Origin of the sequence: Massilia sp. Leaf139 (genome assembly GCF_001424165.1) — a bacterium.
In the GTDB taxonomy this organism is placed as follows: Bacteria; Pseudomonadota; Gammaproteobacteria; order Burkholderiales; family Burkholderiaceae_D; genus Telluria.
The window spans coordinates 11,769-35,515 of sequence record NZ_LMOJ01000004.1 but is presented as its reverse complement, the minus strand read 5'-3'; the positions used below and the strand labels follow the sequence as shown (position 1 = coordinate 35,515).

Annotated in this window: 22 protein-coding genes and 1 tRNA gene; 13 read left to right on the top strand and 10 right to left on the bottom strand. The window is 63.7% G+C overall.

The window, feature by feature from the left end; all coding sequences use genetic code 11:
* The first annotated feature begins 50 nt into the window (after positions 1-50).
* Entirely contained in the window at positions 51-374 is a 324-nt protein-coding gene (locus tag ASF77_RS07690) for a hypothetical protein (protein WP_200934145.1), read from the top strand.
* Between the two features lie 225 nt (positions 375-599).
* Here ASF77_RS07690 and ASF77_RS07685 read toward each other — a convergent pair whose 3' ends face one another.
* The 3 genes from ASF77_RS07685 to acs all read right to left on the bottom strand — a co-directional run bounded on the left by ASF77_RS07685 (position 600) and on the right by acs (position 5,471).
* A complete protein-coding gene (locus tag ASF77_RS07685; RefSeq protein WP_056337193.1) occupies positions 600-2,912 on the bottom strand; it encodes a TonB-dependent receptor in 2,313 nt (770 codons plus the stop codon).
* A 129-nt stretch (positions 2,913-3,041) separates the two neighbouring features.
* Positions 3,042-3,413: a DUF2946 domain-containing protein gene (locus ASF77_RS07680; RefSeq protein ID WP_056337190.1), complete on the bottom strand. Its 372-nt coding sequence runs from the start codon at positions 3,411-3,413 to the stop codon at positions 3,042-3,044.
* A 60-nt stretch (positions 3,414-3,473) separates the two neighbouring features.
* Positions 3,474-5,471, bottom strand: coding sequence for an acetate--CoA ligase (acs, locus tag ASF77_RS07675; RefSeq protein ID WP_056337185.1), 1,998 nt, complete (start codon positions 5,469-5,471; stop codon positions 3,474-3,476).
* A gap of 200 nt (positions 5,472-5,671) precedes the next feature.
* On the opposite strand from acs, the gene ASF77_RS07670 reads away from it, so the two are divergent.
* From ASF77_RS07670 to ASF77_RS07645, 6 genes are all read left to right on the top strand, one after another.
* Complete coding sequence (locus ASF77_RS07670; RefSeq protein WP_056337182.1) at positions 5,672-6,280, top strand: TIGR00645 family protein; 609 nt, start codon at positions 5,672-5,674, stop codon at positions 6,278-6,280.
* 21 nt (positions 6,281-6,301) lie between these two features.
* The gene (locus ASF77_RS07665; RefSeq protein WP_056337179.1) at positions 6,302-7,834 is read left to right on the top strand and encodes a fumarate hydratase; all 1,533 of its coding nucleotides are present in this window, start codon (positions 6,302-6,304) and stop codon (positions 7,832-7,834) included.
* A 44-nt stretch (positions 7,835-7,878) separates the two neighbouring features.
* Entirely contained in the window at positions 7,879-8,742 is an 864-nt protein-coding gene (murI, locus tag ASF77_RS07660; protein ID WP_056337176.1) for a glutamate racemase, read from the top strand.
* An 88-nt stretch (positions 8,743-8,830) separates the two neighbouring features.
* Positions 8,831-8,906 (top strand) — tRNA-His (locus tag ASF77_RS07655).
* Positions 8,907-9,048: 142 nt separating this feature from the next.
* Positions 9,049-9,732, top strand: a complete 684-nt coding sequence (locus tag ASF77_RS07650; protein ID WP_056337173.1) for a SinI family restriction endonuclease — start codon at positions 9,049-9,051, stop codon at positions 9,730-9,732.
* A 9-nt stretch (positions 9,733-9,741) separates the two neighbouring features.
* The gene (locus tag ASF77_RS07645) at positions 9,742-10,287 is read left to right on the top strand and encodes a hypothetical protein (RefSeq protein WP_056337170.1); all 546 of its coding nucleotides are present in this window, start codon (positions 9,742-9,744) and stop codon (positions 10,285-10,287) included.
* 6 nt (positions 10,288-10,293) lie between these two features.
* Here the strand turns inward: ASF77_RS07645 and ASF77_RS07640 are convergent, their stop codons facing one another.
* The 6 genes from ASF77_RS07640 to ASF77_RS07615 form a co-directional block, all read right to left on the bottom strand.
* Complete coding sequence (locus tag ASF77_RS07640; protein ID WP_082493646.1) at positions 10,294-11,778, bottom strand: DNA cytosine methyltransferase; 1,485 nt, start codon at positions 11,776-11,778, stop codon at positions 10,294-10,296.
* 153 nt (positions 11,779-11,931) lie between these two features.
* Positions 11,932-12,351, bottom strand: coding sequence for a YXWGXW repeat-containing protein (locus ASF77_RS07635; protein ID WP_056337167.1), 420 nt, complete (start codon positions 12,349-12,351; stop codon positions 11,932-11,934).
* Between the two features lie 243 nt (positions 12,352-12,594).
* A complete protein-coding gene (locus tag ASF77_RS07630; RefSeq protein WP_056337164.1) occupies positions 12,595-12,927 on the bottom strand; it encodes an energy transducer TonB in 333 nt (110 codons plus the stop codon).
* Between the two features lie 109 nt (positions 12,928-13,036).
* A complete protein-coding gene (locus ASF77_RS07625) occupies positions 13,037-14,791 on the bottom strand; it encodes a methyl-accepting chemotaxis protein (RefSeq protein ID WP_229445320.1) in 1,755 nt (584 codons plus the stop codon).
* 391 nt (positions 14,792-15,182) lie between these two features.
* Positions 15,183-16,193, bottom strand: coding sequence for a tRNA dihydrouridine(20/20a) synthase DusA (gene dusA / locus ASF77_RS07620; RefSeq protein ID WP_056337161.1), 1,011 nt, complete (start codon positions 16,191-16,193; stop codon positions 15,183-15,185).
* A gap of 376 nt (positions 16,194-16,569) precedes the next feature.
* A complete protein-coding gene (locus tag ASF77_RS07615; RefSeq protein WP_056337158.1) occupies positions 16,570-16,836 on the bottom strand; it encodes a hypothetical protein in 267 nt (88 codons plus the stop codon).
* Between the two features lie 585 nt (positions 16,837-17,421).
* On the opposite strand from ASF77_RS07615, the gene ASF77_RS07610 reads away from it, so the two are divergent.
* Positions 17,422-17,907 (top strand): VOC family protein, encoded by a 486-nt coding sequence (locus tag ASF77_RS07610; protein WP_056337154.1) that lies wholly within the window; start codon positions 17,422-17,424, stop codon positions 17,905-17,907.
* A 4-nt stretch (positions 17,908-17,911) separates the two neighbouring features.
* On the opposite strand, the gene scpA is transcribed toward ASF77_RS07610, so the two are convergent.
* A complete protein-coding gene (scpA, locus tag ASF77_RS07605; RefSeq protein WP_082493645.1) occupies positions 17,912-20,137 on the bottom strand; it encodes a methylmalonyl-CoA mutase in 2,226 nt (741 codons plus the stop codon).
* A gap of 260 nt (positions 20,138-20,397) precedes the next feature.
* Here scpA and ASF77_RS07600 point away from each other — a divergent pair, with 260 nt between their 5' ends.
* Genes ASF77_RS07600 through ASF77_RS07580 form a run of 5 tightly spaced genes read left to right on the top strand, consistent with a single transcriptional unit; the run spans position 20,398 to position 23,746 of the window.
* Complete coding sequence (locus tag ASF77_RS07600) at positions 20,398-20,988, top strand: GNAT family N-acetyltransferase (RefSeq protein ID WP_056337151.1); 591 nt, start codon at positions 20,398-20,400, stop codon at positions 20,986-20,988.
* Positions 20,989-21,039: 51 nt separating this feature from the next.
* On the top strand, positions 21,040-21,321 hold the full coding sequence (locus ASF77_RS07595; RefSeq protein ID WP_229445315.1) for a hypothetical protein: 282 nt from the start codon (positions 21,040-21,042) through the stop codon (positions 21,319-21,321).
* Entirely contained in the window at positions 21,318-22,037 is a 720-nt protein-coding gene (locus ASF77_RS07590; RefSeq protein ID WP_056337145.1) for an SDR family NAD(P)-dependent oxidoreductase, read from the top strand. Before ASF77_RS07595 ends, ASF77_RS07590 begins: the two co-directional genes overlap by 4 nt.
* A 1-nt stretch (position 22,038) precedes the next feature.
* Positions 22,039-22,746, top strand: coding sequence for an MBL fold metallo-hydrolase (locus ASF77_RS07585; RefSeq protein ID WP_056337143.1), 708 nt, complete (start codon positions 22,039-22,041; stop codon positions 22,744-22,746).
* Positions 22,733-23,746: a 3-oxoacyl-ACP synthase III family protein gene (locus tag ASF77_RS07580; protein ID WP_056337140.1), complete on the top strand. Its 1,014-nt coding sequence runs from the start codon at positions 22,733-22,735 to the stop codon at positions 23,744-23,746. The genes ASF77_RS07585 and ASF77_RS07580 overlap by 14 nt, the downstream gene beginning before the upstream one ends.
* The last annotated feature ends 1 nt before the right edge of the window (position 23,747 follow it).

Here is a 23,747-nt window from a genome sequence, read left to right as displayed (position 1 = left end):
CATGGCAAACTGACATTCTCGAATCTCGATCCAACATCCTGGAGCCCACCATGAACGCCATGACCAGCGGCAACGAATCAGCACAACATTTCGGCAGCAAACAATTCCTGCGTGTGCTCATGGTCACCGCAGCCATCCTGCTGATCCCCCTGGTCGCCATGCAATTCACCCGCGAAGTCAACTGGACATCCAGCGATTTCGTGATCGGTGCCATCGTGATTGGCAGCTTCGGCCTGCTGTTCGAATTCGCCCGCACCAAGCTGCGCACGACCAAATCGCGCCTGATCACCTGCGCCGTGATCGTGCTGGGCTTCATGTTCGTCTGGGCCGAACTGGCCGTGGGGCTTGTCGGCAGCCCGTTTGCTGGGTCGTAAGTTCGCGACGCAATAGCAGGCAGTCGATAGAAATGCCAGCCGATCGATCGGCTGGCATTTTTTTATGGGCAGGGGTATGCGTAGGCGCGGTGCGGATGGTGAACCGCGTGGACACGGGTGTCCACCCTACGGTGCGCGTCGATGTACGGCATTGGCGGGAGCAAGCATTGCTCAGGTACCGAATCCGCGGGCATGCCCGCCCTACGTTTCACGACTGCCAACCTGCTACAGGTCGTACTTCAGCTCCGCCAGGAAGGTTCGCTGCGGATAGGGATGGAAATTCCAGTACCGATCATTGTTCAGGTTATCGATTCCCAGCGCGACGCTCCATTGGGCGTTGAGCCGATACGTGGCCCGCAGATCGGCGGTGAAATACTTGCTCGCGCCCTGGTAGGCAAAGCCGTTCGGATCGGTGTTGTCCAGCGTCGAGAACTGGTCGCCGCTGTAGCGCGCGGCCAGCGTCAGGGCGAGGCGGTCGTTGAAGCGGTAGGAAGCCACCCCGGTCGCGCGCCACTCGGGGATGCGCGGCTGGCGCTTGCCGACGCTGGCGGGGAAGTTTGCGTTGCGTTCGATAGTCGAGTCCGTCCAGGTCAGGCTGGCGTTCAGATCGAGGCCCGTCCACTTCACGTCGGTCGCACCGTAGGCCAGCTCGAAACCCTTGGTGTCGATCCGGCCTACGTTCTGGACATTGGTGACATTGGGCGTGACCAGCACATTGGTCTGCGAATACAACGCGTCGCGGGTGCGTTCGCCGAAGGCGGTCAGGCGCAAGGAGCCGGCTTCTAACTTGCGCTCGGCCGTCAGCTCGCCTGTCCAGGAGCGTTCCGGCGCCAGGCCAGGGTCATTGTTGATGAGGACGCCGGCGCCGTTGACGCCGCCCTGGTACAGCTCGGACACGGTCGGCATGCGCACGGCGCGTCCGAGCGAGGCTTTCACTGTCCAGTCCGGCACGACCTGCCAGGCCAGCGCGGCCTTGGGCGAGGCGTAATGTTCGCTGCGCTCGCCGTGGGCCACGGTCGTGCTCGCATTCGAGGTGCGACCCGCGCGCGCTTCCCACTGTTCCAGGCGCAGGCCGAGCACAGCTTTCCAGTTCGGTGCGAAGCGCCAGCTGTCTTGCGCATAGATCGCCTGGGTGCGGGTGCGGCCGCCGAAAGCAGCATTGCGCGCGCCAGGTGCGCCGTCGATCCAGTCCGACGTCGCGCGTTCGATGCTCGACAACTCGTACGCTTCGCGCTGGTAGCCGAACTCGACGATGTGCGCGCCGCCCTGCCCGTCCGGGCGCCATACGCCCTTGGCGGCGAAGGTGTTCCAGCCGGTGCCGCTGCCGTCGACGATGCGCCCGGCGCCGCCGTTCAGTGCGCCCGGCAGCGCCACGGTCGCGGCGCGCAGGGTGTCGTCGGCGTAATCGTAGAGGCTGGCAGCCAGCTCCCAGTCGAACACGCCCTTGGTATGGCTTTTCACCGAGAGGCCGTGCATCACATGGCGCAGGTCTTCGTTCGAGACGTTGAAGTCGGTCTGGACGAGCGTGTAGCTGCGGCCGCCGATGGTAACCGGGCCGCTGTAGACGGGCTGGCCGGCGCCGTTGCGCAGGTAGCTGTCGGGCCGCCCTTCGGATTCGTTCTGCCAGATGCCGAGCACATAGGTGGCGCGCACGCTGGGCGAGAGGTCGTAGGCGAGCTTGGCCTTCAGGTGATCCTGCACGGTCTGGTAGCGGGTGGCGGTGCCGAGGATCAGCCAGTCGCGATAGCTGCGATCCTGGCCGGGTACGGCGCCGCTGACGCTGTCGGCCAGCGTGGTGGCTGTACCGGCGCCAGGCAGGCGGGTGACGAAGGTTTGCGGCTGGCCTTCGCTGTCGTTGCGGCTGAGGTCGATGAACCATGACCAGGCGCCTTGCCGGTTGCCCAGCGAAACGCTGCCCTGGCGGCCGCTGAAATCGTCGCGTGTGTTGTAGAGCCGGAAGGGCTGGTGCGAGAGCGAGAACTTGGCATGCGCCTCGAAGCGGCGCGGCATGCGCGTCACGTAATCGACGACAGCGCCGACCGAGTTGCCCCCGTAGGCCGCCGAGAACGGGCCGTAGAGCACGTCGACGCGCTCGATCTCGCTCGGCGTGACCATGCCCCAACGCGGCGCGAAGGTGGCGCCGTTGCCGAGGTAGTTCGACAGCAGGATGCCGTCGGCATACACGGCCGAGCGCGCGCTGTTGCCGGTGCCCGAGGCGCGCGTGGACAGCACAGCGTGGTTGTAGTCGCCGATATAGCGCTTGCGTACCAGCAGGCTCGGCAGGTACTTGAGGGCGTCTTCGGCGTCGAAGGCGTTGACGGTGCGCGCGATTTCCTCGGCGGTGACGTCTTCGATCGTGGTCGGGATCTGCGTCGGCAGCGAGGTCGGTCGGTTGCCGGTGACGAGTACGGTACCCATCTGCTTGACGGGCGCGGCGCTCGGCGACGCGTCCTGGGTTTCCTGCGCTTCCTGAGCATGGACGCCGGTGTTGAAGGCGGCTGCGACGGACAGCGCCAGGACGAATTTGACTGGTTTCATTGTTTTTCCTGTTCACTACGATCACGCTTGCAAGCGCGCGTCACCGTCAGACAGGGCGACGGGCTGCGCGTTTGCCAGGACGTGCGGATGCACCATACCGGAAGGCATGGTCACGACATCAGCGGGGAATCAAGAAAGCCGTGGCGGGGCGCGCGACTGTGGCGTCGACCACTGAAACAGTGGCGCCGGCGCGGCATAGAACAGGAAAGGACGGACAAAGCCGCCGACCGCAAGGATCGCGGCAGCATTGTGTGGCAGGAGCCCCGGCGCATGGTGCTGATCGGCGCAGTAGGGACAATGTTTGGAGGGATCGACGCCGAGATCCGGCAAGCCCGCGGACTTCAGCTCCGGCGTATGGCCGCCGGCGCTACAGATCGGAAACTCGACGGCCTGCGGCGCCGCGCGCACGAAGGCATGCGACAGCGTCGGCGCGAGCGCGCCGAACAGGAGCGCAAAGAGCGCGATCCAGGCGGCCAGCGTATGTCGAAAAATCCGTGTCATGGTCAAATTATAAGGAAGGACTGCCCGCGCACGGTACGCGGACAGTCCTCGATCCCAGGATCAGGCCGATTCCTTGAGTTGCTCCAGGATCGCCGGATTTTCCAGCGTCGACACGTCCTGGGTGATGGTCTCGCCCTTGGCCAGTACGCGCAGCAGGCGGCGCATGATCTTGCCGGAACGGGTTTTCGGCAGGTTGTCGCCGAAGCGGATTTCCTTCGGCTTGGCGATCGGGCCGATTTCCTTGCCGACCCAGTTGCGCAGTTCGGCGGCCAGCTTCTTCGCCTCCTCGCCGGTCGGACGCGCGCCCTTCAGCACCACGAAGGCGCAGATCGCTTCGCCGGTGGTGTCGTCCGGCTTGCCGACCACGGCGGCCTCGGCCACGTTCGGGTTGGCGACCAGCGCCGACTCGATCTCCATCGTGCCCATGCGGTGGCCCGAGACGTTGAGCACGTCGTCGATGCGGCCGGTGATGGTGAAATAGCCCGTGTCCTTGTTGCGGATGGCGCCGTCGCCGGCCAGGTAGTACTTGCCGCCCAACTCTTCAGGGAAATAGCTCGTTTTAAAACGCTCCGGATTGTTCCAGATGGTGCGGATCATCGACGGCCACGGACGCTTCACCACCAGGATGCCGCCCTGCCCGTTCGGCACGTCGGCGCCGGCCTCGTCGACGATGGCCGTCATGATGCCCGGCAGCGGCAGCGTGCACGAACCCGGCACCATCGGCGTGGCGCCCGGCAGCGGCGTGATCATGTGGCCGCCCGTTTCCGTCTGCCAGAAGGTGTCGACGATCGGGCAGCGCTCTCCGCCGACGTTCTTGTAGTACCACATCCAGGCTTCCGGATTGATCGGCTCGCCCACCGAACCCAGCAGGCGCAGCGAGGACAGGTCGTATTTCGACGGATGGACGTCCGGGTTCACGTCGGAGGCCTTGATCAGCGAGCGGATCGCGGTGGGCGCCGTGTAGAAGATCGACACCTTGTGCTTGGCGATGGTGTCCCAGAAGCGCCCGGCGTTCGGGAAGGTCGGCACGCCTTCGAACACGAGCTCGGTGGCGCCGACGGCCAGCGGGCCGTAGGCGATGTAGCTGTGGCCGGTGACCCAGCCGATGTCGGCGGTGCACCAGAACACGTCGCTTGGTTTGATGTCGAAAGTCCATTTCATCGTCAGCGCCGCCCACAGCAGGAAGCCGCCGGTCGAATGCTGGACGCCCTTCGGCGTGCCGGTCGAGCCCGAGGTGTAGAGGATGAACAGCGGGTGTTCGGCATCGACCCATTCCGGCTCGCACTCGGCGCTCTGGTTGTCGACCAGCTCGTGCAGCCAGAGATCGCGCCCTTCGCTCCAGGCAATGTTGCCGCCGGTGCGCTTATAGACGATCACATCCTTGATGGTATCGCAGCCGCCGAGCGCCAGCGCTTCGTCGACGATGGATTTCAGGGGCAGCGACTTGCCGCCGCGCTGTTGTTCGTCAGCGGTGATGACGGCCACGGCGCCGGCATCGATGATGCGTTCCTGCAGCGACTTGGCGGAAAAGCCGCCGAACACGACCGAGTGGGTGGCGCCGATGCGGGCGCAGGCCTGCATTGCGGCCACGCCTTCGATCGACATCGACATGTAGATGATGACGCGGTCGCCCTTCTTGATCCCACGGCTTTTCAAACCGTTGGCGAACTTGCAGACGCGCTCGTGCAATTCGCGATAAGTGGCGCGCGTGACGCTGCCGTCGTCGGCTTCGAAGACGATCGCGGTCTTCTCGGCGTTGCCGTTCTGCAGATGGCGGTCGAGGCAGTTGTACGAGGCGTTCAGCTGGCCGTCGGCGAACCATTTATAGAAGGGCGCATTCGATTCGTCGAGGGTGCTGGTGAAGGGCTTGTGCCAGTCGAGGTGCTCGTTTGCCAGGCGGGCCCAGAAGCCTTCGTAGTCGCCCGCCGCTTCGGCGCACAGCTTGTCGTAGGCTTCCATGCCGGCGATCGCGGCCTTGGCAGTGAACTCCGCTGGCGGATGAAACACGCGGTGTTCCTGCAAGCCATGGTTTTCCTGATTGGTCTCGTTCTCGGCCATGCTAGTCTCCTGTCGTAATAGTTTTGCCATACCTTAGGCGCCCGCGCTTACTGATCCCTTACAGCCTTGCACGTTGCCGCCTTCCCTGTTCCAGTGCGATTTTACCAACCCGCGAACAAACCGAGGCGGGCATCTGCAAGCGCGCGCCAGCCGTGTAAAATGATGGGCTGATTTTTGTCGGAACTCTGGAGTCGTACCTGATGGCGCAAAACCAACCCGCACGCGAGCCGCACAAGCTTACCCCTCTGAACCGCCTGATTTTCTCGAGCCGCTGGCTGCAGTTGCCGCTCTATCTCGGCCTGATCCTGGCGCAATGCGTTTATGTGTTCCATTTCTGGGTCGAACTGAAAGACCTGATCGGCGCGGCGATGGGCAATGTCGCCTCGCTCGAGCACATCCTCGATGCCGTGACCGTGGAAGGCGCCGCGCGTCCGACGAAACTGACCGAAGTGACGATCATGCTGGTCGTGCTGGGGCTGATCGACGTCGTCATGATCTCGAACCTGCTGATCATGGTCATCGTCGGCGGCTACGAAACCTTTGTCTCGCGCATGAACCTCGAAGGCCACCCCGACCAGCCCGAATGGCTGTCGCACGTGAACGCCTCGGTGCTGAAAACCAAGCTGGCGATGGCGATCATCGGCATCTCGTCGATCCACCTGCTGAAAACCTTTATCAATGCGGCCAACTACGCGCCGGAAACGATGATGTGGCAAACCATCATCCATTTCGCCTTCCTGCTGTCGGCCATGGCGATTGCCTATACCGACCGCATCGTCATGACGACGCACCTGTCGAAGAACCACTAATCCATCTATCCGAGAACTACCATGACCGTCATTAAACAGGACGACCTGATCGAATCCGTCGCCGCCGCGCTGCAGTACATCAGCTATTACCACCCGGCCGACTACATCCAGCACCTGGCGCGCGCCTACGAGGCCGAGCAGAGCCCGGCCGCGAAGGACGCGATCGCCCAGATCCTGACCAACTCGCGCATGTGCGCCGAAGGCAAGCGCCCGATCTGCCAGGACACCGGCATCGTCAACGTGTTCCTGAAAATCGGCATGGGCGTACGCTTCGAAGGCTTCAGCGGCACCGTCACCGACGCCGTCAACGAAGGCGTGCGCCGCGCCTACAACTTCGCCGACAACAAGCTGCGCGCCTCGATCGTCGCCGACCCGCACTTCGAGCGCAAGAACACCAAGGACAACACCCCGGCCGTCGTGCACATGGAACTGGTCGAGGGCGACACGGTCGACGTGAAGGTCGCGGCCAAGGGCGGCGGTTCGGAAAACAAGACCAAGTTCGTGATGCTCAACCCGTCCGACTCGCTGGTCGACTGGGTGCTGAAGACCGTGCCGCTGATGGGCGCCGGCTGGTGCCCGCCGGGCATGCTCGGCATCGGCATCGGCGGCTCGGCCGAAAAGGCGATGCTGATGGCGAAAGAGTCGCTGATGGAAGACATCGACATGTACGAGCTCAAACAGCGCGGCCCGCAGAACAAGACCGAGGAACTCCGTATCGAACTGTGCGACAGGATCAACGCGCTCGGCATCGGCGCCCAGGGCCTGGGCGGCCTGACGACCGTGCTCGACGTGAAGATCAGCATGTACCCGACCCACGCCGCATCGAAGCCGGTCGCCATGATCCCGAACTGCGCCGCGACCCGCCACGCGCACTTCGTGCTCGACGGCTCGGGCCCTTCGTACATCGAACCGCCTTCGCTCTCGACCTGGCCTGACGTGCAGTGGACGCCGGACACCGAGAAGAGCAAGCGCGTCGACCTGAACACGCTGACGAAAGAGGAAGTCGCTTCCTGGACGCCGGGCCAGACCCTGCTCCTGAACGGCAAGATGCTGACCGGCCGCGATGCCGCCCACAAGCGCATCCAGGACATGCTGGCCAAGGGCGAGCAGCTGCCGGTGGACTTCACCAACCGCGTGATCTATTACGTCGGCCCGGTCGATCCGGTGCGCGAGGAAGTGGTTGGCCCGGCAGGCCCGACAACCGCCACCCGCATGGACAAGTTCACCGACATGATGCTCGAAAAAACCGGCCTGATCTCGATGATCGGCAAGGCCGAGCGCGGCCCGATCGCGATCGAATCGATCCAGAAGCACAAGTCGGCCTACCTGATGGCGGTCGGCGGCTCGGCCTACCTGGTCTCGAAGGCGATCAAGTCGGCCAAGGTCGTCGGCTTCGAAGACCTGGGCATGGAAGCGATCTACGAGTTCGAGGTGCAGGACATGCCGGTGACGGTTGCCGTCGATTCGAGCGGCACCTCGGTGCACAACACCGGCCCGAAGGAATGGGCGGCGAAGATCGAATCGCTGAAGGGCATTCCGGTCAACGCGATCTAAACACGTGCGTGGACGGCTTACCGTCCACGTTCGCAACCACGCATATGCTCCCTACCCTCCCCGACGCCCCCATCGGCATCTTCGATTCCGGCGTCGGCGGTCTTTCCGTGTTGCGCCATATCCGCGCGCAGCTCCCGCACGAACACCTCATTTACTTCGCCGATTCCGGCTTCGCCCCCTACGGCGACAAGCCCGAACACGTCGTCACCGAACGCGTCCTGGCCATCGGCGCCTTTCTCGTCGAACGCGGCGCGAAAGCCATCGTCGTCGCATGCAACACGGCCACCGTCGCCGCGATCGCCGCCCTGCGCGCGCGTTACCCTGGCATGCCCATCGTCGGTGTCGAACCGGGCCTGAAGCCGGCCGCAAGCGCCAGCCGCAACGGCGTGGTCGGCGTGCTGGCCACCGAACGCACCCTGGCCGGCGCCAAGTTCCTGCTGCTGCGCGACCAGATCGCCGCCGCCACTGGCGCGCGCTTCCTGCTCCAGCCCTGCCACGGCCTGGCCGACCAGATCGAATTCGGCACGCTCGACTCGAACGAGACCGACGCCCTGCTGCGCCGCTTCATCCTGCCCCTGCTGGACGAAGGCGCCGACACCCTGGTGCTCGGCTGCACCCACTATCCGCTGGTGCAGGCCTCGATCGAACGCGTGATCGCCGCCGCGACCGACCGTCCTGTCACGCTGATCGATACCGGCGAGGCCGTGGCCCGCCAGTTGGCGCGGCTGCTGGCAGCTGGCGGCATCGTGCGCAGTACCACCGATGTTCCGGCCCGGCTCGACGGTTATACGAGCGCCAGCAGCACGGCCTTATCAAGCGCCTTCACGGGCCTGCTCGGCATCGATCCGCCCGTCCACGAGGTGGCTGCGGACGGCGCCGGCGGCATGTTGATCGGGCAGAACAATTAGATTTGCCAGTTTGCTTCGAAGTTTGTATAATCTCGTTCTGTCTCGGCAGTGCTGAGATAGAAAAGCAAGGTAGTCAAGTAAGTCAGTGGTGGCTGTAGCTCAGTTGGTAGAGTCCAGGATTGTGATTCCTGTTGTCGTGGGTTCGAGTCCCATCAGCCACCCCAAGAATTCGTTGTACAGAAAGGGTTACATGCCTCGGCGTGTAACCCTTTTTTGTTTTCCGAACTGAGACTAATAGTTTCAGAAACTGCATTGCCCCATGAGCCGGTGTGCTACAGTTTTATTTTAAACTTGCTCCCAGCAAATATGAGTTTCCCAGCCAATGCGGAAATCGTGGCCCGCGATGCGATGACTGCGATCGACTCTTCGCTCGTCGGAAAATTTGTTACCCTCATTCGCTATCTGGTCAGTTCGCCCCACTCCGCAGCACTGATACGCGGCAGGTATGCACCTGAAGTCGGCTCGAAACTTCATATCGAACGCCTCGCCAGGATCTTCGTCGTCGCTAGGGAACCGCGGGCACCAGCAGCGCCTGCCACCGTTCCCGACGAAATGGTTTCGTTAATTCTGCAAGAGTATTTCGGTATTCCAGCCGCGAACCTGGCCAGGGCAAAAGAAGAACATGCGCTTTCCATGGGCGCGGAAAACATGGTGGGGGATTTGCTGGAACGGTATATCGCTTCCGTTGCGGAACCGCTCGGCTGGATCTGGTGTTCCGGCTCCATCGTAAAAGCGGTCGACTTCATCAAGCCGCCGGCGCTACCGGGCGGCCCCTGGACTGTTTTGCAGATCAAGAATCGCGATAATTCCGAGAACTCGTCGAGCAGTGCGATTCGCATCGGCACGTTGATCGAGAAGTGGCACAGGACATTCTCCAAGAAAGCCGGATCGAACTGGAACGCTTTTCCGGACGCCGAATTGCGCCCACACCTGTGCGAAGAAGGATTCAGAACCTTCGTCAAGAATTACCTGCGCGCTTTGAAAACATAAAGGAAGAACATGAGCGATCGAAATCCGAACGTGCCTCACGATACCGAAGACCGCGGCTGGTGGTACCTCCATGGCGCGGCAATGGAAAAGGAGTTCGTCAAGCTCTGCCGGACAAAGTTCGGACTCGATGCCGAGATCAACCCGGCGAAAGATGAAGATCCGTGCGCACCGGATCTAATGGTGAATGGCGGCCTTGCCGACTTGAAGTCGCAGCGAACGCCCTTCTACACGGCGCGCCGCTTTGGTATCGACCCGCGCTACGCCGTGACCTTCAACCGCAAGGATTACGAGCGATACAAAGCGTACTACTCAGACATCTCGATCTATTTCTGGCTCGACTGGACGGAGACAAGCTCGCGCTGGGGTACGGTTGACTATTACGGCGGTATCTTCCATCTGCCGTTCAGCGATGTTGCTGCGCTGATCGAAGCAGGCGCCCCCGAGCATTCTTACCAACATCGTGTGGGCCCTGGCGACCCGAACGCGAAGTCGTCCTTCATCCTCGACATCAGAAAGTTCACGGCACTCTTCGCCACCGAGCGTCGCGAAGGCTAGTTCCTCTTACTGCAGCTCGGCATCCGCCACAAACAAGGCCATCTGCGAGTTGTCTTTCGCCGATGGCTTTGCTACAGCTTTCGCCTTCACCTTCGGCTGCTTCTGGTCGAGCCCCATCGCGATGCGCGTATTGCGCTCCCACGACACCTCGTCCGTGTCCTTGTAGCGGCTGAACGGGAAACCGGCGGGCGGACGCACGTCCTTCCCTGCCATGTGCGCCAGGATCAGCCGCCCCACCGCTTCGCCCAGGCCGACGGGCACCGCGTTACCGATCTGTTTGTACTGGTCGCTGATCGCGCCGCACAGGATGAAATCGTCGGGGAATTGCTGGATGCGCTTGTATTCCTGTACCGAGAGCGGGCGATCCTCTTCCGGGTGGCAGATGTCGGTGGCCGGCATGGTCGGCGAGGTGACCAGGGTGCAGGAGGGCTTGTCCCAGTCGAGCCGGCGCAGGAAGCCGGTCTTGCCGCCGCCGGAATCGAGCGAATTGCCGAGCGCAGCGCGGTGCAGTTCGACCGGCAGGTGCTTCCAGTATTGGCCGGGGCCGAGCATGCGGTAGAAACGCAGCCGGGCTTCGGGGAAGACTTCATGGTCGCCGGCTTTCGGATCGAGTCCCTCGAACGCTTCGCGCAGGGTTTTCCATTTCGGCAGGCCGAAGGCGCCGTCCTGGGAATGGGTCGGCATCAGGTGCGGCAGTTTTTCGCCATCGCGCGAGCAGACCAGGATGACGCGCTCGCGCGATTGCGGCACGCCGAAATTGGCGGCGTTGTACAGGTTGAAGGAAACGCCGTAACCGCCCGCGCGCAGCATTTGCAGCACGTGGTACAGCGCCCCGCCCGAACGTTCTTCCGGATCGGGCTGCCAGCCTGGGCCGCGCTCGGCATGGGGCGTGTGCACCATCGGCGCGGACAATAAGCCGCGCACGTTTTCGATCACCGCGAATTTCGGGCGCAGGGCCAGGATGATCTCGATATAGCGCAGAAACGCATTGCCGCGCGCATCCTCGAACCCGCGCCGCGCACCGGCGGTGGAGAAGGCCTGGCATGGCGGGCCGCCGACGATGATGTCGATCTCGTCGGTGTCCGAGAGGCCGGCGGCGGTGCGGATCTCGGCGGGCGAATACTTCCAGATATCGCCCAGCAGGCCGATATCCGGGCGGTTGGCGGTGATCGTGCGGCGGCAGATCTTGTCGATCTCGCAGGCCAGCAGTACGTGGATGCCGGCCTTTTCCAGGCCTTGATCGAGCCCCATGGCGCCGGAAAAGAAGGACAGCGCCTTCAGTTGCGGCAAGGGGCCGGGCATGCGCGGATGGTCGTGCGCCGCGGGCGCCGCGCCGGACAATTGAAACGTCGCCACCGCGGCGGGCGTCGTGATCCATTGCTTGCCGATCTGCTTGCCTTCGATAGCGCCGGAGCGCAGCAAGGTTCTGACACGCTGCTCGGACAGCTTGAGTAGGTCGGCAGCTTGCGCAGCCGTCATTGCATCCTGCATGGGGTATTGCTTTCGTTTCGCTATCGAAACCGAAATGATACCCGATGCTTGCCACGATATCCATGCTGGGTTAGCCCGGCATGGAGGCGCTGAACGAACAAAAAAGGCCACCCGCGGGTGGCCTTGATGACTGAGGGCCGGAGCCCTCCCCGATCAGTAACGATTCGGGTTGTTCGGACGCGCATCGGCGCGGTTCGGGATGCCGTCGTTGTCGCGGTCGCGGTCATGGCGGTTCGAGACACCGTCGCCGTCGCGGTCGCCGCGCTGCCAGCCGCCGCGGTTCAGCACCCAGCCGTCGCCGTCGCGGCGCCATTCAGGGCGGGCATAGACGTAGCCGACACGAACGCGCTCGTAATGGCCCTTGACCCAGGTGTAGCGGCGGCCATTCCAGTTCCAATAGCCAGGCACCCATTCATAGCCGCGGCGTGCCGCCGGAACCGCTTCGCGACGCAGCGGCGGTGGCGCCTTCTGCACGACGATGACTTCGGTGCGGGTGTGCTGCGCCTGCGCCACCGGGGTGAAGGCAGCGGTACTGATCACGGCGGCTGCAACTGCTAAGAGAATTCGTTTCATGGTAGTGCTCCTTTCGGTTCGGTGTGAGATCACTATAGCCAAACGTTCCAGCGCACAGTAGCACTGATGCAAGTGCTTACAATCGATACATTTGGCAGGAATCCATTAACAGACTGGAAACCTTATGCTACCTCGTCGGCCATTTGGAACGCGCACGGACGAGTCCGGCTACCAATGCGGCACTCGTAAAACGAAACAGCCGGCGCGAGGCCGGCTGTTCTTCATGCAAGGTGCATCAGCAAATTAGTCGAGCTTCCATGCGTAGTCGACCTTGGCCCAGGTCTGGGCTGGTGCGCCGTCCTTCATGCCCGGCTTGAATTTGCACGATGCCAGGCCCTTTTGGGCTGCCTTGTCCAGGCCCTTGAAGCCGCTCGACTTTTCCAGCTTCGAATCGGCGACGCTGCCGTCGGCATTGACGAGGAACGACATCGAGGTGGTGCCCTGCTCTTCGTTCATCAGCGAGGCTTTCGGGTATTCGACCTTGCACTTCGATGGGTCGAACGAAGCTGGGGTTTCAGCGGCGAAAGCCGAGCCGGCGAAGGCGATAGCGATGGTGGCGATGATGGTGTTTTTCATGATGGTCGTTCCTTGGTAGTTGTTGTTTATCTGCCGCTGACTGCTTGCGGTCTTTCAGTGTGTCCGGCGAAATCGCCGTGAATGTAAAACTTAAAAACGTAATGCGAAATCAGAACTCTTCCCAGTCGTCGCCTGCTGCAACCGGCGTTTTCTTCGGCTTCGGCTGGGCCGCTGCCGGTGCGCTCTTCTTCAGCGCCGGGCGTGCCGGGCGTGGTGCCGGGGTGCGCACTGCCGGCAGCTTGGCGACTGCAGGTACTGCTGCAGGCAAGGCGGCGACCTGTTCGATGCTGTGCTCCTCGCCATCGACCAGCTTGAAGATGCTGACCACGCGGCTCAGTTCACCGGCCTGATCCTGCAGGCTCTGGGCGGCGGCGGCTGCCTCTTCGACCAGGGCTGCGTTCTGCTGGGTCATGCTGTCCATCTCGATGATCGACATGTTCACCTGCTCGATGCCGGCGCTCTGTTCGGTGCTGGCATTGGCGATCTCGCCCATGATGTCGGTGACGCGTTTGACGCTGGCAACCACTTCGTCCATCGTCACGCCGGCCTGGCCGACCAGCTTGCTGCCGCGCTCGACCTTCTCGACGGAGTCGCCGATCAGGGTCTTGATTTCTTTCGCGGCCGCTGCCGAACGCTGGGCCAGGTTACGCACTTCGGACGCGACGACCGCGAAACCGCGGCCCTGCTCGCCGGCACGTGCCGCTTCCACCGCGGCGTTCAGCGCCAGGATGTTGGTCTGGAAGGCGATGCCGTCGATGACGCCGATGATGTCGGCGATCTTGTTGGCCGAGCTGTTGATCTCGCCCATGGTGCCAACCACCTGCGACACCACGTCGCCGCCCTTGCGGGCCACATCCGAGGCGCTGGCCGCGAGCTGGTTCGCTTCACGGGCATGTTCGGCGTTCTGCTTGACGGTGGTGGTCAGGGTTTCCATGGCCGACGCGGTCTTTTCCAGCGAGCTGGCCTGCAGTTCGGTACGCGAGGACAGATCGATGTTGCCGGCGGCGATTTCACGCGAGGCGGTGCCGATGGTCTCGGTGCCGCGGCGCACCTGGCCGACGATCTTGACCAGGCTGTTGCGCATTTCGTTCATCTCGGCCAGCAGGCTGCCTTTTTCGGCGGTGCGGGTGTCGATGGCAATGGCCAGGTCGCCGTGGGCGATGCTGCCGGCGATCTTGGTGGTGTAGTCCGGCTCGCCGCCGAGCTGCTTGATCAGGCCGCGGGTGATGAACCAGGCAGCCGCCACGCCCATGGCGAGGGCCGCGACCAGCATGAAGAGCATGAAGTTACGGGTGCTGGCGAAGGCCGACTCGGCATCTTTCTGGCTCTGGGCGCTCTGCGCGTCTTCCATGGTGACCAGCTTGTCGAGCGCTTCCGTCCACTTCTTCTGGACTGGACGCACTTCCTTGATCATGACGCGGGTGGCGCTCATGGCGTCGTTGGCGAGATACAGTTCCGAGGCCTTGGCAATGGCTGGCATGGCGGCAGCTTCGTGCGACTTGATCTCGGCCAGCAGGGCTTTTTCGCCAGTGCTGCCTTCGGCAGCGAAGATGCTGCTCAGTTTTTTCTGGGCCTCGTCGTACTTGGCGGTCTGTTCCTTGAACTTCTTGAGTTCAGGTTCCATTTCGGTGGCGTCGGTCATCAAGGTCAGGACGCGCAGCGAAGCGAGACGGTCGTGCACATTGTTGCGCATCTCGATGACGGCGCGGCTCGACACGTTGTTCACGCTGACCACATAGTCGAGGCGATCCTGGATCTGCGACATGCGCACGATGCCGACGATGGTGACGACCACGAGCAGCACCAGCACCAGGGCAAAGCCCAGTCCCAAGCGCATCCCGACTTTCATCTTCGATAAATTCATTTCGCTTCCTAATGGTTGATCAGACGTACTAAGCAAATGTACTAGGCAGATGTAATGCACAGCTGTATTGCGCGGATTCGCTGCACAAAGTGCTTCGGTATTGCGTTGGGTTAAAACCCCGTGTCGAAATTATGGATTGGAGCTTGCTGTAGAGCAAGCACTGGCATGATTTGTCTACACAAATTCTCGTTTCCTTGTAGTAAATTTCCTACACGCAAGAGAATTAGCACGGGTGTTCTTATCTTTGTCATACCGACTTATTACGTAAGGCAACGAAAATAAGTGGTTTTGCAATGACAAAAGCGCAAAGGACGACTTGACCTTGTTGCCAAGCCGTCTTTCGTGTCGTCCGGACTGAAAAACGGCAGCGTGAACAGCTGCCGTCGATGTCCTACAAGCTGCGGATCTGGCCCGCCGCTTCGAGTAGCAGATTCGGATCGGCCGTGGCCAGCTTCTTCGGATCGGACAGCATCTGGCGGAAAGCGCGCGCACCGGGCAGGCCGGCGGTCAGGCCGAGCATGTGGCGGGTGATGCTGTTGAGCTTGAGGCCGAGGGGGCCGTATTGCGCCAGCTGGGCGCTGATGTAGGGCACCATCGCCGCCAGCACCTCGGCGCGCGTCTTCGGCGACGCCGTGTCGCCGTAGAAGCGGGCGTCCCAGTTCGCCATCAGGTAGGGATTGTGATACGCCTCGCGGCCCAGCATGACGCCGTCCAGGTGCTGCAGGTGCAGGGCGATCTCGTCGTCGCTCTTCACGCCGCCATTGATGATGATTTCCAGCTCGGGGAATTCGCGCTTGAGCTGGTAGGCGACCTCGTAGCGCAGCGGCGGGATCTCACGGTTTTCCTTGGGCGACAGGCCCTTCAGGACGGCGTTGCGGGCATGGACGATGAAGGTGCGGCAGCCGGCGTCGGCAATCGTGCCGACGAAATCACGCACGAAGCCGTATTCCTCGTTCTTGTCGATGCCGATGCGGTGCTTGACCGTGACGTCAATCGACACCGCGTCGCGCATGGCTTTCACGCAGTCGGCCACCAGCTGCGGCTCGTTCATCAGGCAGGCGCCGAATGCGCCGCGCTGCACGCGCTCGGACGGACAGCCGCAGTTGAGGTTGATCTCGTCATAGCCCCACTCCTGCCCCAGCTTCGCGCTTTTCGCCAGGTCGGCCGGCTCGCTGCCGCCCAGCTGCAGCGCGACCGGATGCTCGATCTCGTCGTAGCGCAGGTGCCGCTCAACGTCGCCGTAGACCAGGGCGCCGGTGGTCACCATCTCGGTGTAGAGCCAGGTGTGGCGGGTGATCTGGCGGTGGAAGACGCGGCAGTGGCGGTCGGTCCAGTCCATCATCGGGGCGACGCTCAGCCGCCTTTTGTTCACGCCGATGCTATTTTCGCTAGTTTTGTTCATGTGCAGCACAAGGTGCACCCAGGGTGCACGCGAGAGATTAAACAGGTACGCCAGGGGACACATGGACTCGCATCCAGTGGCAGACTATCCTGGTGGAGATGGTTTGCTCGAGTACGCGCAGGTGGAATGAATCGGAAAGAAACGTTCACCCGAATCGCGCAGAGCGCATGCGAGCATGGCAGCGTGATGTACGCGCAGACGCGTCGGCGCTTGCACCCGCCAGCCTTCCCGATGGGCGCAAGACGACGGCCTGGCCGAGGGTCAAGCGCGAGAGTGTAACATGGGCGGCCGGACGACGACAGACGCCCGTCCCCGTGAACGATCCGGCCTCAGTCCGCGCCTGGGCCGCCCGCTGCGGCCAAGGACGTACCTGCCTTTATTCCTTGTCGATCTCCCGCCCATCCAGGTAAGCTTCACTCAGGGCGGTATCACGTTCCTTGCGGGTCTCGCCATCGATCGCCCCGCTCTCTTCGCTCGTCGCTTCAGGGGGCGAGAGCATATCGTGCAGCATGGAGCCAAGCTCCTCGGTATCCCAAGGCAGACCGTTGCGTTGCCTGCAATGAATGTAATGTCTGATCTCGCTGTCCTGTTGCGAAGTCAAGGGCAGCCCGCGAAACGCTGCTCTTCGCTGAATCTCTTCCATACGTTTCTCCTGGCCGCCTCGTCGCGGCTTGCGCGTTCATGACAACAATTCACCGAATGTACAGCGTCCTGGCGTTAGACGGCATTCAGGACGAACCATCGACGACGGTCGCCGGTCGGAAGCAATCGATTGACGCCGGTGCCAATGTGGCGCATGGTGGGATTGAGGAGGCGCCATGCCCATACCGACGCAACATCAGAACGAGCGCTCAACGACGCCCACTGCCGCATCCGATGAAGAGAAAGCCGCGATGGGGCGTGCGTTGACGCATGAGGCTGCCGTCGATCTCTATAAACGCCTGGAACAAGAGAACACAGCCTCGAGAGATAAAGCCTCGCCGGATCGGCGAAGTACGCGCAGATAGCGCCATGGCCCTGATCAACGCTCGTTCGTATCACACCCGCGATAGTGCGCTTCTAACCGGCTGTTTCGGTAGTGACTGAGCTAGAATGCCTATGCAAAATATTCAGCTCCGACGATGCACGATAAATTTCCTCATACCGCGATCGAGTGCCTCAACTCCGTTCCCCAACACCGTCTGCCTCGGCCGTCGGCCACGGCCATGGATGAACCGGTGTGCGAACCGTGAACGGCGCTGCCACGCCCCCCGCTCGGCCTTTCCGCATCCTGGGCCTGCAACAGATTGCGATCGGCGGGCCGGACAAGGCGCCGCTGCGCGCCTTGTGGGTCGACCTGTTCGGCTTGCAGCCGGCCGGACACTTTCGTAGCGAACGCGAGAACGTGGACGAGGATATCGTGCTGCTCGGGCGCGGCGCGGCCCAGGTCGAGGTGGATCTGATGCAGCCGGTCGATCCGGCGCGCAGCCCCCGCGTGGACCAGCCGGCACTGAACCATATCGGGCTGTGGGTGGACGACCTGGCGCAGGCCTGCGCCTGGCTCCAGGCGCAGGGCGTGCGCTTTGCGCCGGGCGGCATCCGCAAGGGCGCGGCCGGGCACGAGGTCGCCTTCGTGCACCCGCGTCCCAACGACGCGTTTCCGCTCAGCGGCGCCGGGGTGCTGATCGAACTGGTACAAGCGCCGCCGGAGGTGATCGCGGCGCTGGCCGATTAGCCGACTAGCCGCCGAACAGCTCCGGCAACCTGGCCGCATCCGCAGCCGCATTCGCATCCATTGGCACGGCGGCGCTTTTCATGCGCCGGCGGGCAAGCGCTGCGATGCACCCCAGCACCTCGGCCGCGCACTGCGGAATCGGCGTCCCGGGGCCGAAGATGGTCTCGACGCCGGCCTTGTACAGGAAATCGTGATCCCGGCTCGGCACCACCCCGCCCACGAACACGACGATGTCACCGGCGCCACCGGCGCGCAGCGCCGCCGTCAGGGCCGGCACCAGGGTCTTGTGGCCGCCTGCCAGCGTGGAGACGCCGATCGCGTCCACGCCGTTCTCGATCGCCTGGCGCGCCGCCTCATCGGGCGTCTGGAACAGCGGGCCGAGGTCGACGTCGAAGCCGAGGTCGGCAAACGCGGAGGCCACCACACGCGCGCCGCGATCATGGCCGTCCTGGCCCAGCTTGGCCACCATGAGGCGCGGACGGCGCCCCTGCTCCTCGGCGAAACGCTGGGTGTCGCCGCGCAGGCGCGCCCACTCGGCGTCCTCGCCCAGTCCGCTGCCGTACACGCCGGTCACGCCTTCGTTACTGGCGCGGTGCCGCCCCCATGCCAGCTCCAGGGCATCGGAAATCTCGCCGACGGTGGCGCGCACACGGGTCGCATGCACCGCCAGCGCCAGCAGGTTGGCGCCGCCGTCGCGGGCAGCGGCGGTCAAGGCTCCCAGCGCCGCGTCCACGGCCCCCTGGTCGCGCGCGGCGCGCAGCGCGGCCAGGCGCGCCAGCTGGGCTGCACGCACCGCGCCGTTGTCGATGTCGCGCGCCTCCACCCGCTGCTGCTGCGCGCTGCGGTACTTGTTGACGCCGACGATCACGTCCTTGCCGCTGTCGATGCGGGCCTGCTTGGCCGCGGCCACGGTCTCGATACGGCGCTTGGCCCAGCCATTGCCGACCGCCTCGGTCATGCCGCCCATCGCCTCGACTTCCTCGATCAGGGCCCAGGCCGCGTCGGCCATGTCCTGGGTCAGCTTCTCCATCATGTAGGAACCGGCCCAGGGATCGATCACCTGGGTCAGTCCGGTCTCTTCCTGCAGGATCAGCTGGGTGTTGCGGGCGATGCGCGCGGCCGATTCGCTCGGCAGGGCAACCGCCTCGTCCAGCGAATTGGTGTGCAGCGACTGGGTGCCGCCGAAGACGGCGGCCATCGCTTCGATCGTGGTGCGCACCACGTTGTTGTGCGGATCCTGTACGGTCAGCGACGAGCCCGAGGTCTGGCAGTGGGTGCGCAGCATCAGCGACTTCTGCTCCCTGGCGCCGAACGACTGCATGATGCGGCACCACAGCAGGCGCGCCGCGCGCAGCTTGGCCACTTCCTGGTAGAAGTTCATGCCGACCCCGAAGAAAAACGACAGGCGGCCGGCGAAATCGTCCACGTCCAGTCCGCTTCGCAGCGCGGTGCGCACGTATTCCATGCCATCGGCCAGGGTAAAGGCCAGTTCCTGCACCGGCGTCGCGCCGGCTTCCTGCATGTGGTAGCCGGAGATCGACACCGAATTAAACCGCGGCATGTGCTGCGCGGTGTAGCCGATGATATCGGCCACCACCCGCATCGACGGTTCGGGCGGGTAGATGTAGGTGTTGCGAACCATGAACTCCTTGAGGATGTCGTTCTGGATCGTGCCGCTCAACTGCGCCTGCGGCACGCCCTGCTCCTCGGCCGCCACGATGTAGCCGGCCAGCACCGGCAGTACGGCGCCATTCATGGTCATCGAGACCGACACCCGGTCGAGCGGGATGCCCTCGAACAGGATCTTCATGTCCTCCACCGAATCGACCGCAACGCCGGCCTTGCCGACATCGGCCGCCACGCCCGGATGATCCGAATCGTAGCCGCGGTGGGTGGGCAGGTCGAAGGCCACCGACACGCCCTGGGCGCCGCCGGCCAGCGCCTGGCGGTAGAACGCGTTCGATTCCTCGGCCGTGGAAAAGCCGGCGTATTGCCGGATCGTCCATGGCCGCGTCGCATACATCGTGGCCTGCGGGCCGCGCACGAAGGGCGCGAAGCCCGGCAGGGTGTCGGTATGCGGCAGGCCTTCCAGATCGGCCGCCGTGTACAGGGCCTTGATCGTGATGCCGTCGGGATCGCGTTGGTCGAGACGGGACGGATCCTGGCCAGGTGAGGAAGGCGCCGCCGCCTGGTGCCACTCGGTGAGGCTCGGCCGGTCGAAATCGGACATGGGAAGGGCGACTTTGGTTGGGGAAGGAGTAGCCGATTATAGCGTGGCAGATGATTCCACGACGCAACTTGTTGCGCGCTGGCATCAGTCGAGCAGACCGGTGAATGTGGCTTATTTCTGCGAACTGAAACGGGGATGGCCTCGTATAATACAGCCTTTGGCATAACGCAGCGGTCACGGCCGGCGGATCAACAGATACAGGACAGCACGCCGAAAGCGGGCCGGAAACCGCGCCGCGCGGGACGCGGCTGTATACCAAGATGCAAGCATGCAGCCGCCGGATCGGCGAGTTCATCGACCTGCGCCCCCTGCGCATCGAGGACGCCGCCCTCACCTTCGCCTGGCGCCAGGCCGAGCGCGCGCGCCTGCTCAATGCCGGCGCGCCCGACGTGGACGCCCAGGCGCGCTGGATCGCCGGCCGCCCGGCGGGCGAATGCAACTTCATCATCGAACGCAAGGATGGCCGGCCGCTGGGCATGCTGGCGCTGGTCGGTATCGACAAGGTCAACCGCCATGCGGAAAGCGGCCGCTTCCTGATCGGCGACGAGGACGGCGCGCGCGGCATGCCCGCCGCGGTCGAGGCGATGAAGCTGCTCTACGAGTTGGCCTTCGACGAACTGGGCCTGGTGCGCGTGCACGGCACGGTCGCTTCCGGTAACGGGCGCATGATCAAGTGGCAGAAATACCTCGGCATGAAAGAGGAAGGCCGGCTGCGCCAGCATTACTTCATCGACGGCGCCTGGCAGGATGCCGTCTGCCTCGGCCTGCTGGCCGACGAATACCGCAGCGAGGCCCTGCCGCGCATGGAAGTGCTGATCAAGATGGCACGCCAGCAAGCTGCCCAATCTTAATTTTTCTCCCTCTTTAGAAGAAAGCCAGGAATGTTGAATCGAGCCGATATTTTGCAAATCATTCTGCGCGCGCTGGACACCGTAAACGATGAGATGGGCCCCGACGACAAGTTCGAGGTGAGCCCGACCACCGCGCTGTTCGGCGCCGACGCCGCGCTCGATTCCTTGTCGCTGGTCTCCGTCATCGTCGACGTCGAAGGCGATGTCTCGTCCGCCATCGGGCGCGCCATCAGCCTGACCGACGACCGCGCCATGAGCCGTGCGGTGTCGCCGTTCACCGACGTGCAGGCGCTGACCGACTACATCGTCGAACTGCTGGCGGAGGCGCCATGAGCGTGCCCAGCGAATACGCCGGCAAAGTGGTGCTGGTGACCGGCAGCCGGCGCGGCGTCGGCAAGCTCATCGCCGAGCACTTCCTGGCGGCCGGCGCCACCGTCCTCGGCTTCGCGCGCGGCGCGGCCGCCATCGAACACCCGTCCTACCACCACTTCGAGGTCGACGTCGGCGACACCGATGCCGTCGTGCGCGCTTTTGGCGAAGTGAAGAAAGTGACCGACTCGATCCAGATCGTGATCAACAACGCGGCCGTGCTGACCTCGCAATACGCGATGATCATGCCGCCGGCAGCGGCCCAGGCCATGGTCAACGTCAACCTGCTCGGCCCCTTCATGGTGTCGCGCGAGGCGGCCAAAATGATGCGCAAGCGCAAATGGGGCCGCATCATCAACATCGGCTCGATGGCGGCCAGCCTGGAGCCGATGGGCGACTCGATGTACGCCGCCTGCAAGGCCGGCCTGAGCACGCTGGCGAACGTGATGGCCAAGGAGTTCGCGGCGATGAACGTGACCTGCAATACGCTCGCCATCAACGCGATCGACAGCGACATGCTGTCCCAGCTGCCGCGCGACAAGATCGACGCCATCATCGCCGGCCTGCCGGTGCCGCGCTTCTCGCAACCCGACGACATCCTGAACGTGATCGATTTCTTCGCCGCCGAGCGCAGCTCCATCATCACCGCGCAGACCGTCTTCCTCGGCGGGGTCAACTGAAATGATCGCGGCTGCAGGCCATTGGGGCGGCGGGCCGGTCTGGCGCGTCACCAGCGGCGAGTTTCCTTCGAATGCCTATATCTGCGGGATCGACCTGCCCGGCGGCTGCATCCTGATCGATGCCGGCCTGGATCCGGCCGCGATCGATGCGGCGATGGGCGAGCTGGGCGTGCAGCCGCATGCGGTGTTTTGCACCCACGGCCATTTCGACCATGCCGGCGGAGCCGAGTACTTCCAGCAGAAGTACGGCTGTCCGGTCTACCTGCACGGCGCCGACCTCAAGATTTTGAAGGCGTCGAATTTCCTGCTGATGGCATGCAAGCTGGCGACGCGCGTCAAGCTGGCGCAGATCACCGCGGCAAGCGCCGGCCTGTCGATCGCCGTCGGCGCACATGCGTTGACTTTCCACGGCGCGCCGGGCCACACGCCGGGCTCCTGCGTGCTCCAGCTGGGCACGGCACTGTTCACCGGCGACACCATCTACAGCCGCGGCGTCGGCCTGTCCCACCTGCCCGGCGAAGACCGCGCGCAGCTGAAGCAAAGTATCCTCGCGCTGTGGCCCCTGCTGAGCGCCGGGCACACCGTGTTTCCGGGCCATGGCGACAGCGCCAGCGGCGCGGCCGTGCGCAGCGACAACAAGGCGCTGCTGGCCTTCCTGGGCTTGAACACCACTGAAGAACAACATTCTGAACACTATGAAATTCGATAGCGGCGTAGCCATCTCCGGCGTTGGCCATCACCTGCCCGACCTGATCGAGGACAACGAGACGCTGTGCGCGAACCTCGAGGTCACGCCGGACTGGATCATCGAAAAGACCGGCATCAAGCGCCGCTACCTGGCGCGTCCGGGCGACTCGGCGTCCGACTACGCGGCGCAGGCGGCGCGGCGCGCGCTCGAGATGGCCGGGGTGCCAGCGGGCGAGATCGACCTGATCGTGGTCTGCACCTTCTCCGGCGACTACATCTTCCCGCCGGTGTCGGCCAAGGTACAGAACCTGCTCGGCGCGCAGGGTGCGCAGATCTTCGACCTGCAGGCCAACTGCAGCGGCTTCGTCACTGGCCTGACGACCGCTTCCGACCGCATGCTGGTGGACGCCAGCGTGCGCCACGCGCTGGTGATCGGCGTCGAGATCAACTCGCGCTACATCGACCGCAGCGACGTCAATTCGGCGATCTACATGAGCGATGGCGCCGGCGCCGTCGTGCTGAGCCGCTGCGCGCCCGGCCTCGGCATCCAGTCGTCCGCCTTCCATACCGACAGCTCGAATTTCGAGGCGGTGCGCATGCGCGGCGGCGGCTCCAGCTTCCCGCTGCGCGAGCGCGGTTTCGATGCGGCCGTCGATTACATGGAAATGAACGGCATCGCCACCTGGAAGCAGGCGATCACCCACCTGCCCACCGTGATCCGGCGCGCCTGCGCGAAGAGCGATGTCGATCCGAAGGAAGTGGACTTCCTGATCTTCCATCAGGCGAACCTGAAGATGATCGAATACGTGGTGCGCAAGATGGGCTATGGCCTGGAAAAGACCTTCACCAACGTGGCCGAGGTGGGCAACACCGGCGCCGCGTCGGTCGGCATCGCGCTCAGCGAGGCGGTGGCACAAGGCCACTTAAAAGATGGGCAACTGGTGGTGCTGGCTGCGGTCGGCGCCGGCTTCAACTTCGGCGCCTCGGTATGGCGCTGGCACATGCCGAAGCGGGAAGCCTGAG

Excerpts from the sequence above, each read along its gene's own strand:
- ASF77_RS07685 (WP_056337193.1), bottom strand. The coding sequence starts at position 2,912 with ATGAAACCAGTCAAATTCGTCCTGGCGCTGTCCGTCGCAGCCGCCTTC.
- ASF77_RS07640 (WP_082493646.1), bottom strand. The coding sequence starts at position 11,778 with ATGCAGGATGCAATGACGGCTGCGCAAGCTGCCGACCTACTCAAGCTG.
- scpA (WP_082493645.1), bottom strand. The coding sequence starts at position 20,137 with ATGTCCGATTTCGACCGGCCGAGCCTCACCGAGTGGCACCAGGCGGCG.
- murI (WP_056337176.1), top strand. The coding sequence starts at position 7,879 with ATGCTCCCTACCCTCCCCGACGCCCCCATCGGCATCTTCGATTCCGGC.
- ASF77_RS07650 (WP_056337173.1), top strand. The coding sequence starts at position 9,049 with ATGAGTTTCCCAGCCAATGCGGAAATCGTGGCCCGCGATGCGATGACT.
- dusA (WP_056337161.1), bottom strand. The coding sequence starts at position 16,193 with ATGAACAAAACTAGCGAAAATAGCATCGGCGTGAACAAAAGGCGGCTG.
- acs (WP_056337185.1), bottom strand. The coding sequence starts at position 5,471 with ATGGCCGAGAACGAGACCAATCAGGAAAACCATGGCTTGCAGGAACAC.
- ASF77_RS07590 (WP_056337145.1), top strand. The coding sequence starts at position 21,318 with ATGAGCGTGCCCAGCGAATACGCCGGCAAAGTGGTGCTGGTGACCGGC.
- ASF77_RS07635 (WP_056337167.1), bottom strand. The coding sequence starts at position 12,351 with ATGAAACGAATTCTCTTAGCAGTTGCAGCCGCCGTGATCAGTACCGCT.
- ASF77_RS07580 (WP_056337140.1), top strand. The coding sequence starts at position 22,733 with ATGAAATTCGATAGCGGCGTAGCCATCTCCGGCGTTGGCCATCACCTG.
- ASF77_RS07690 (WP_200934145.1), top strand. The coding sequence starts at position 51 with ATGAACGCCATGACCAGCGGCAACGAATCAGCACAACATTTCGGCAGC.
- ASF77_RS07615 (WP_056337158.1), bottom strand. The coding sequence starts at position 16,836 with ATGGAAGAGATTCAGCGAAGAGCAGCGTTTCGCGGGCTGCCCTTGACT.
- ASF77_RS07680 (WP_056337190.1), bottom strand. The coding sequence starts at position 3,413 with ATGACACGGATTTTTCGACATACGCTGGCCGCCTGGATCGCGCTCTTT.
- ASF77_RS07625 (WP_229445320.1), bottom strand. The coding sequence starts at position 14,791 with ATGAATTTATCGAAGATGAAAGTCGGGATGCGCTTGGGACTGGGCTTT.
- ASF77_RS07600 (WP_056337151.1), top strand. The coding sequence starts at position 20,398 with ATGCAAGCATGCAGCCGCCGGATCGGCGAGTTCATCGACCTGCGCCCC.
- ASF77_RS07630 (WP_056337164.1), bottom strand. The coding sequence starts at position 12,927 with ATGAAAAACACCATCATCGCCACCATCGCTATCGCCTTCGCCGGCTCG.
- ASF77_RS07665 (WP_056337179.1), top strand. The coding sequence starts at position 6,302 with ATGACCGTCATTAAACAGGACGACCTGATCGAATCCGTCGCCGCCGCG.
- ASF77_RS07670 (WP_056337182.1), top strand. The coding sequence starts at position 5,672 with ATGGCGCAAAACCAACCCGCACGCGAGCCGCACAAGCTTACCCCTCTG.
- ASF77_RS07645 (WP_056337170.1), top strand. The coding sequence starts at position 9,742 with ATGAGCGATCGAAATCCGAACGTGCCTCACGATACCGAAGACCGCGGC.
- ASF77_RS07585 (WP_056337143.1), top strand. The coding sequence starts at position 22,039 with ATGATCGCGGCTGCAGGCCATTGGGGCGGCGGGCCGGTCTGGCGCGTC.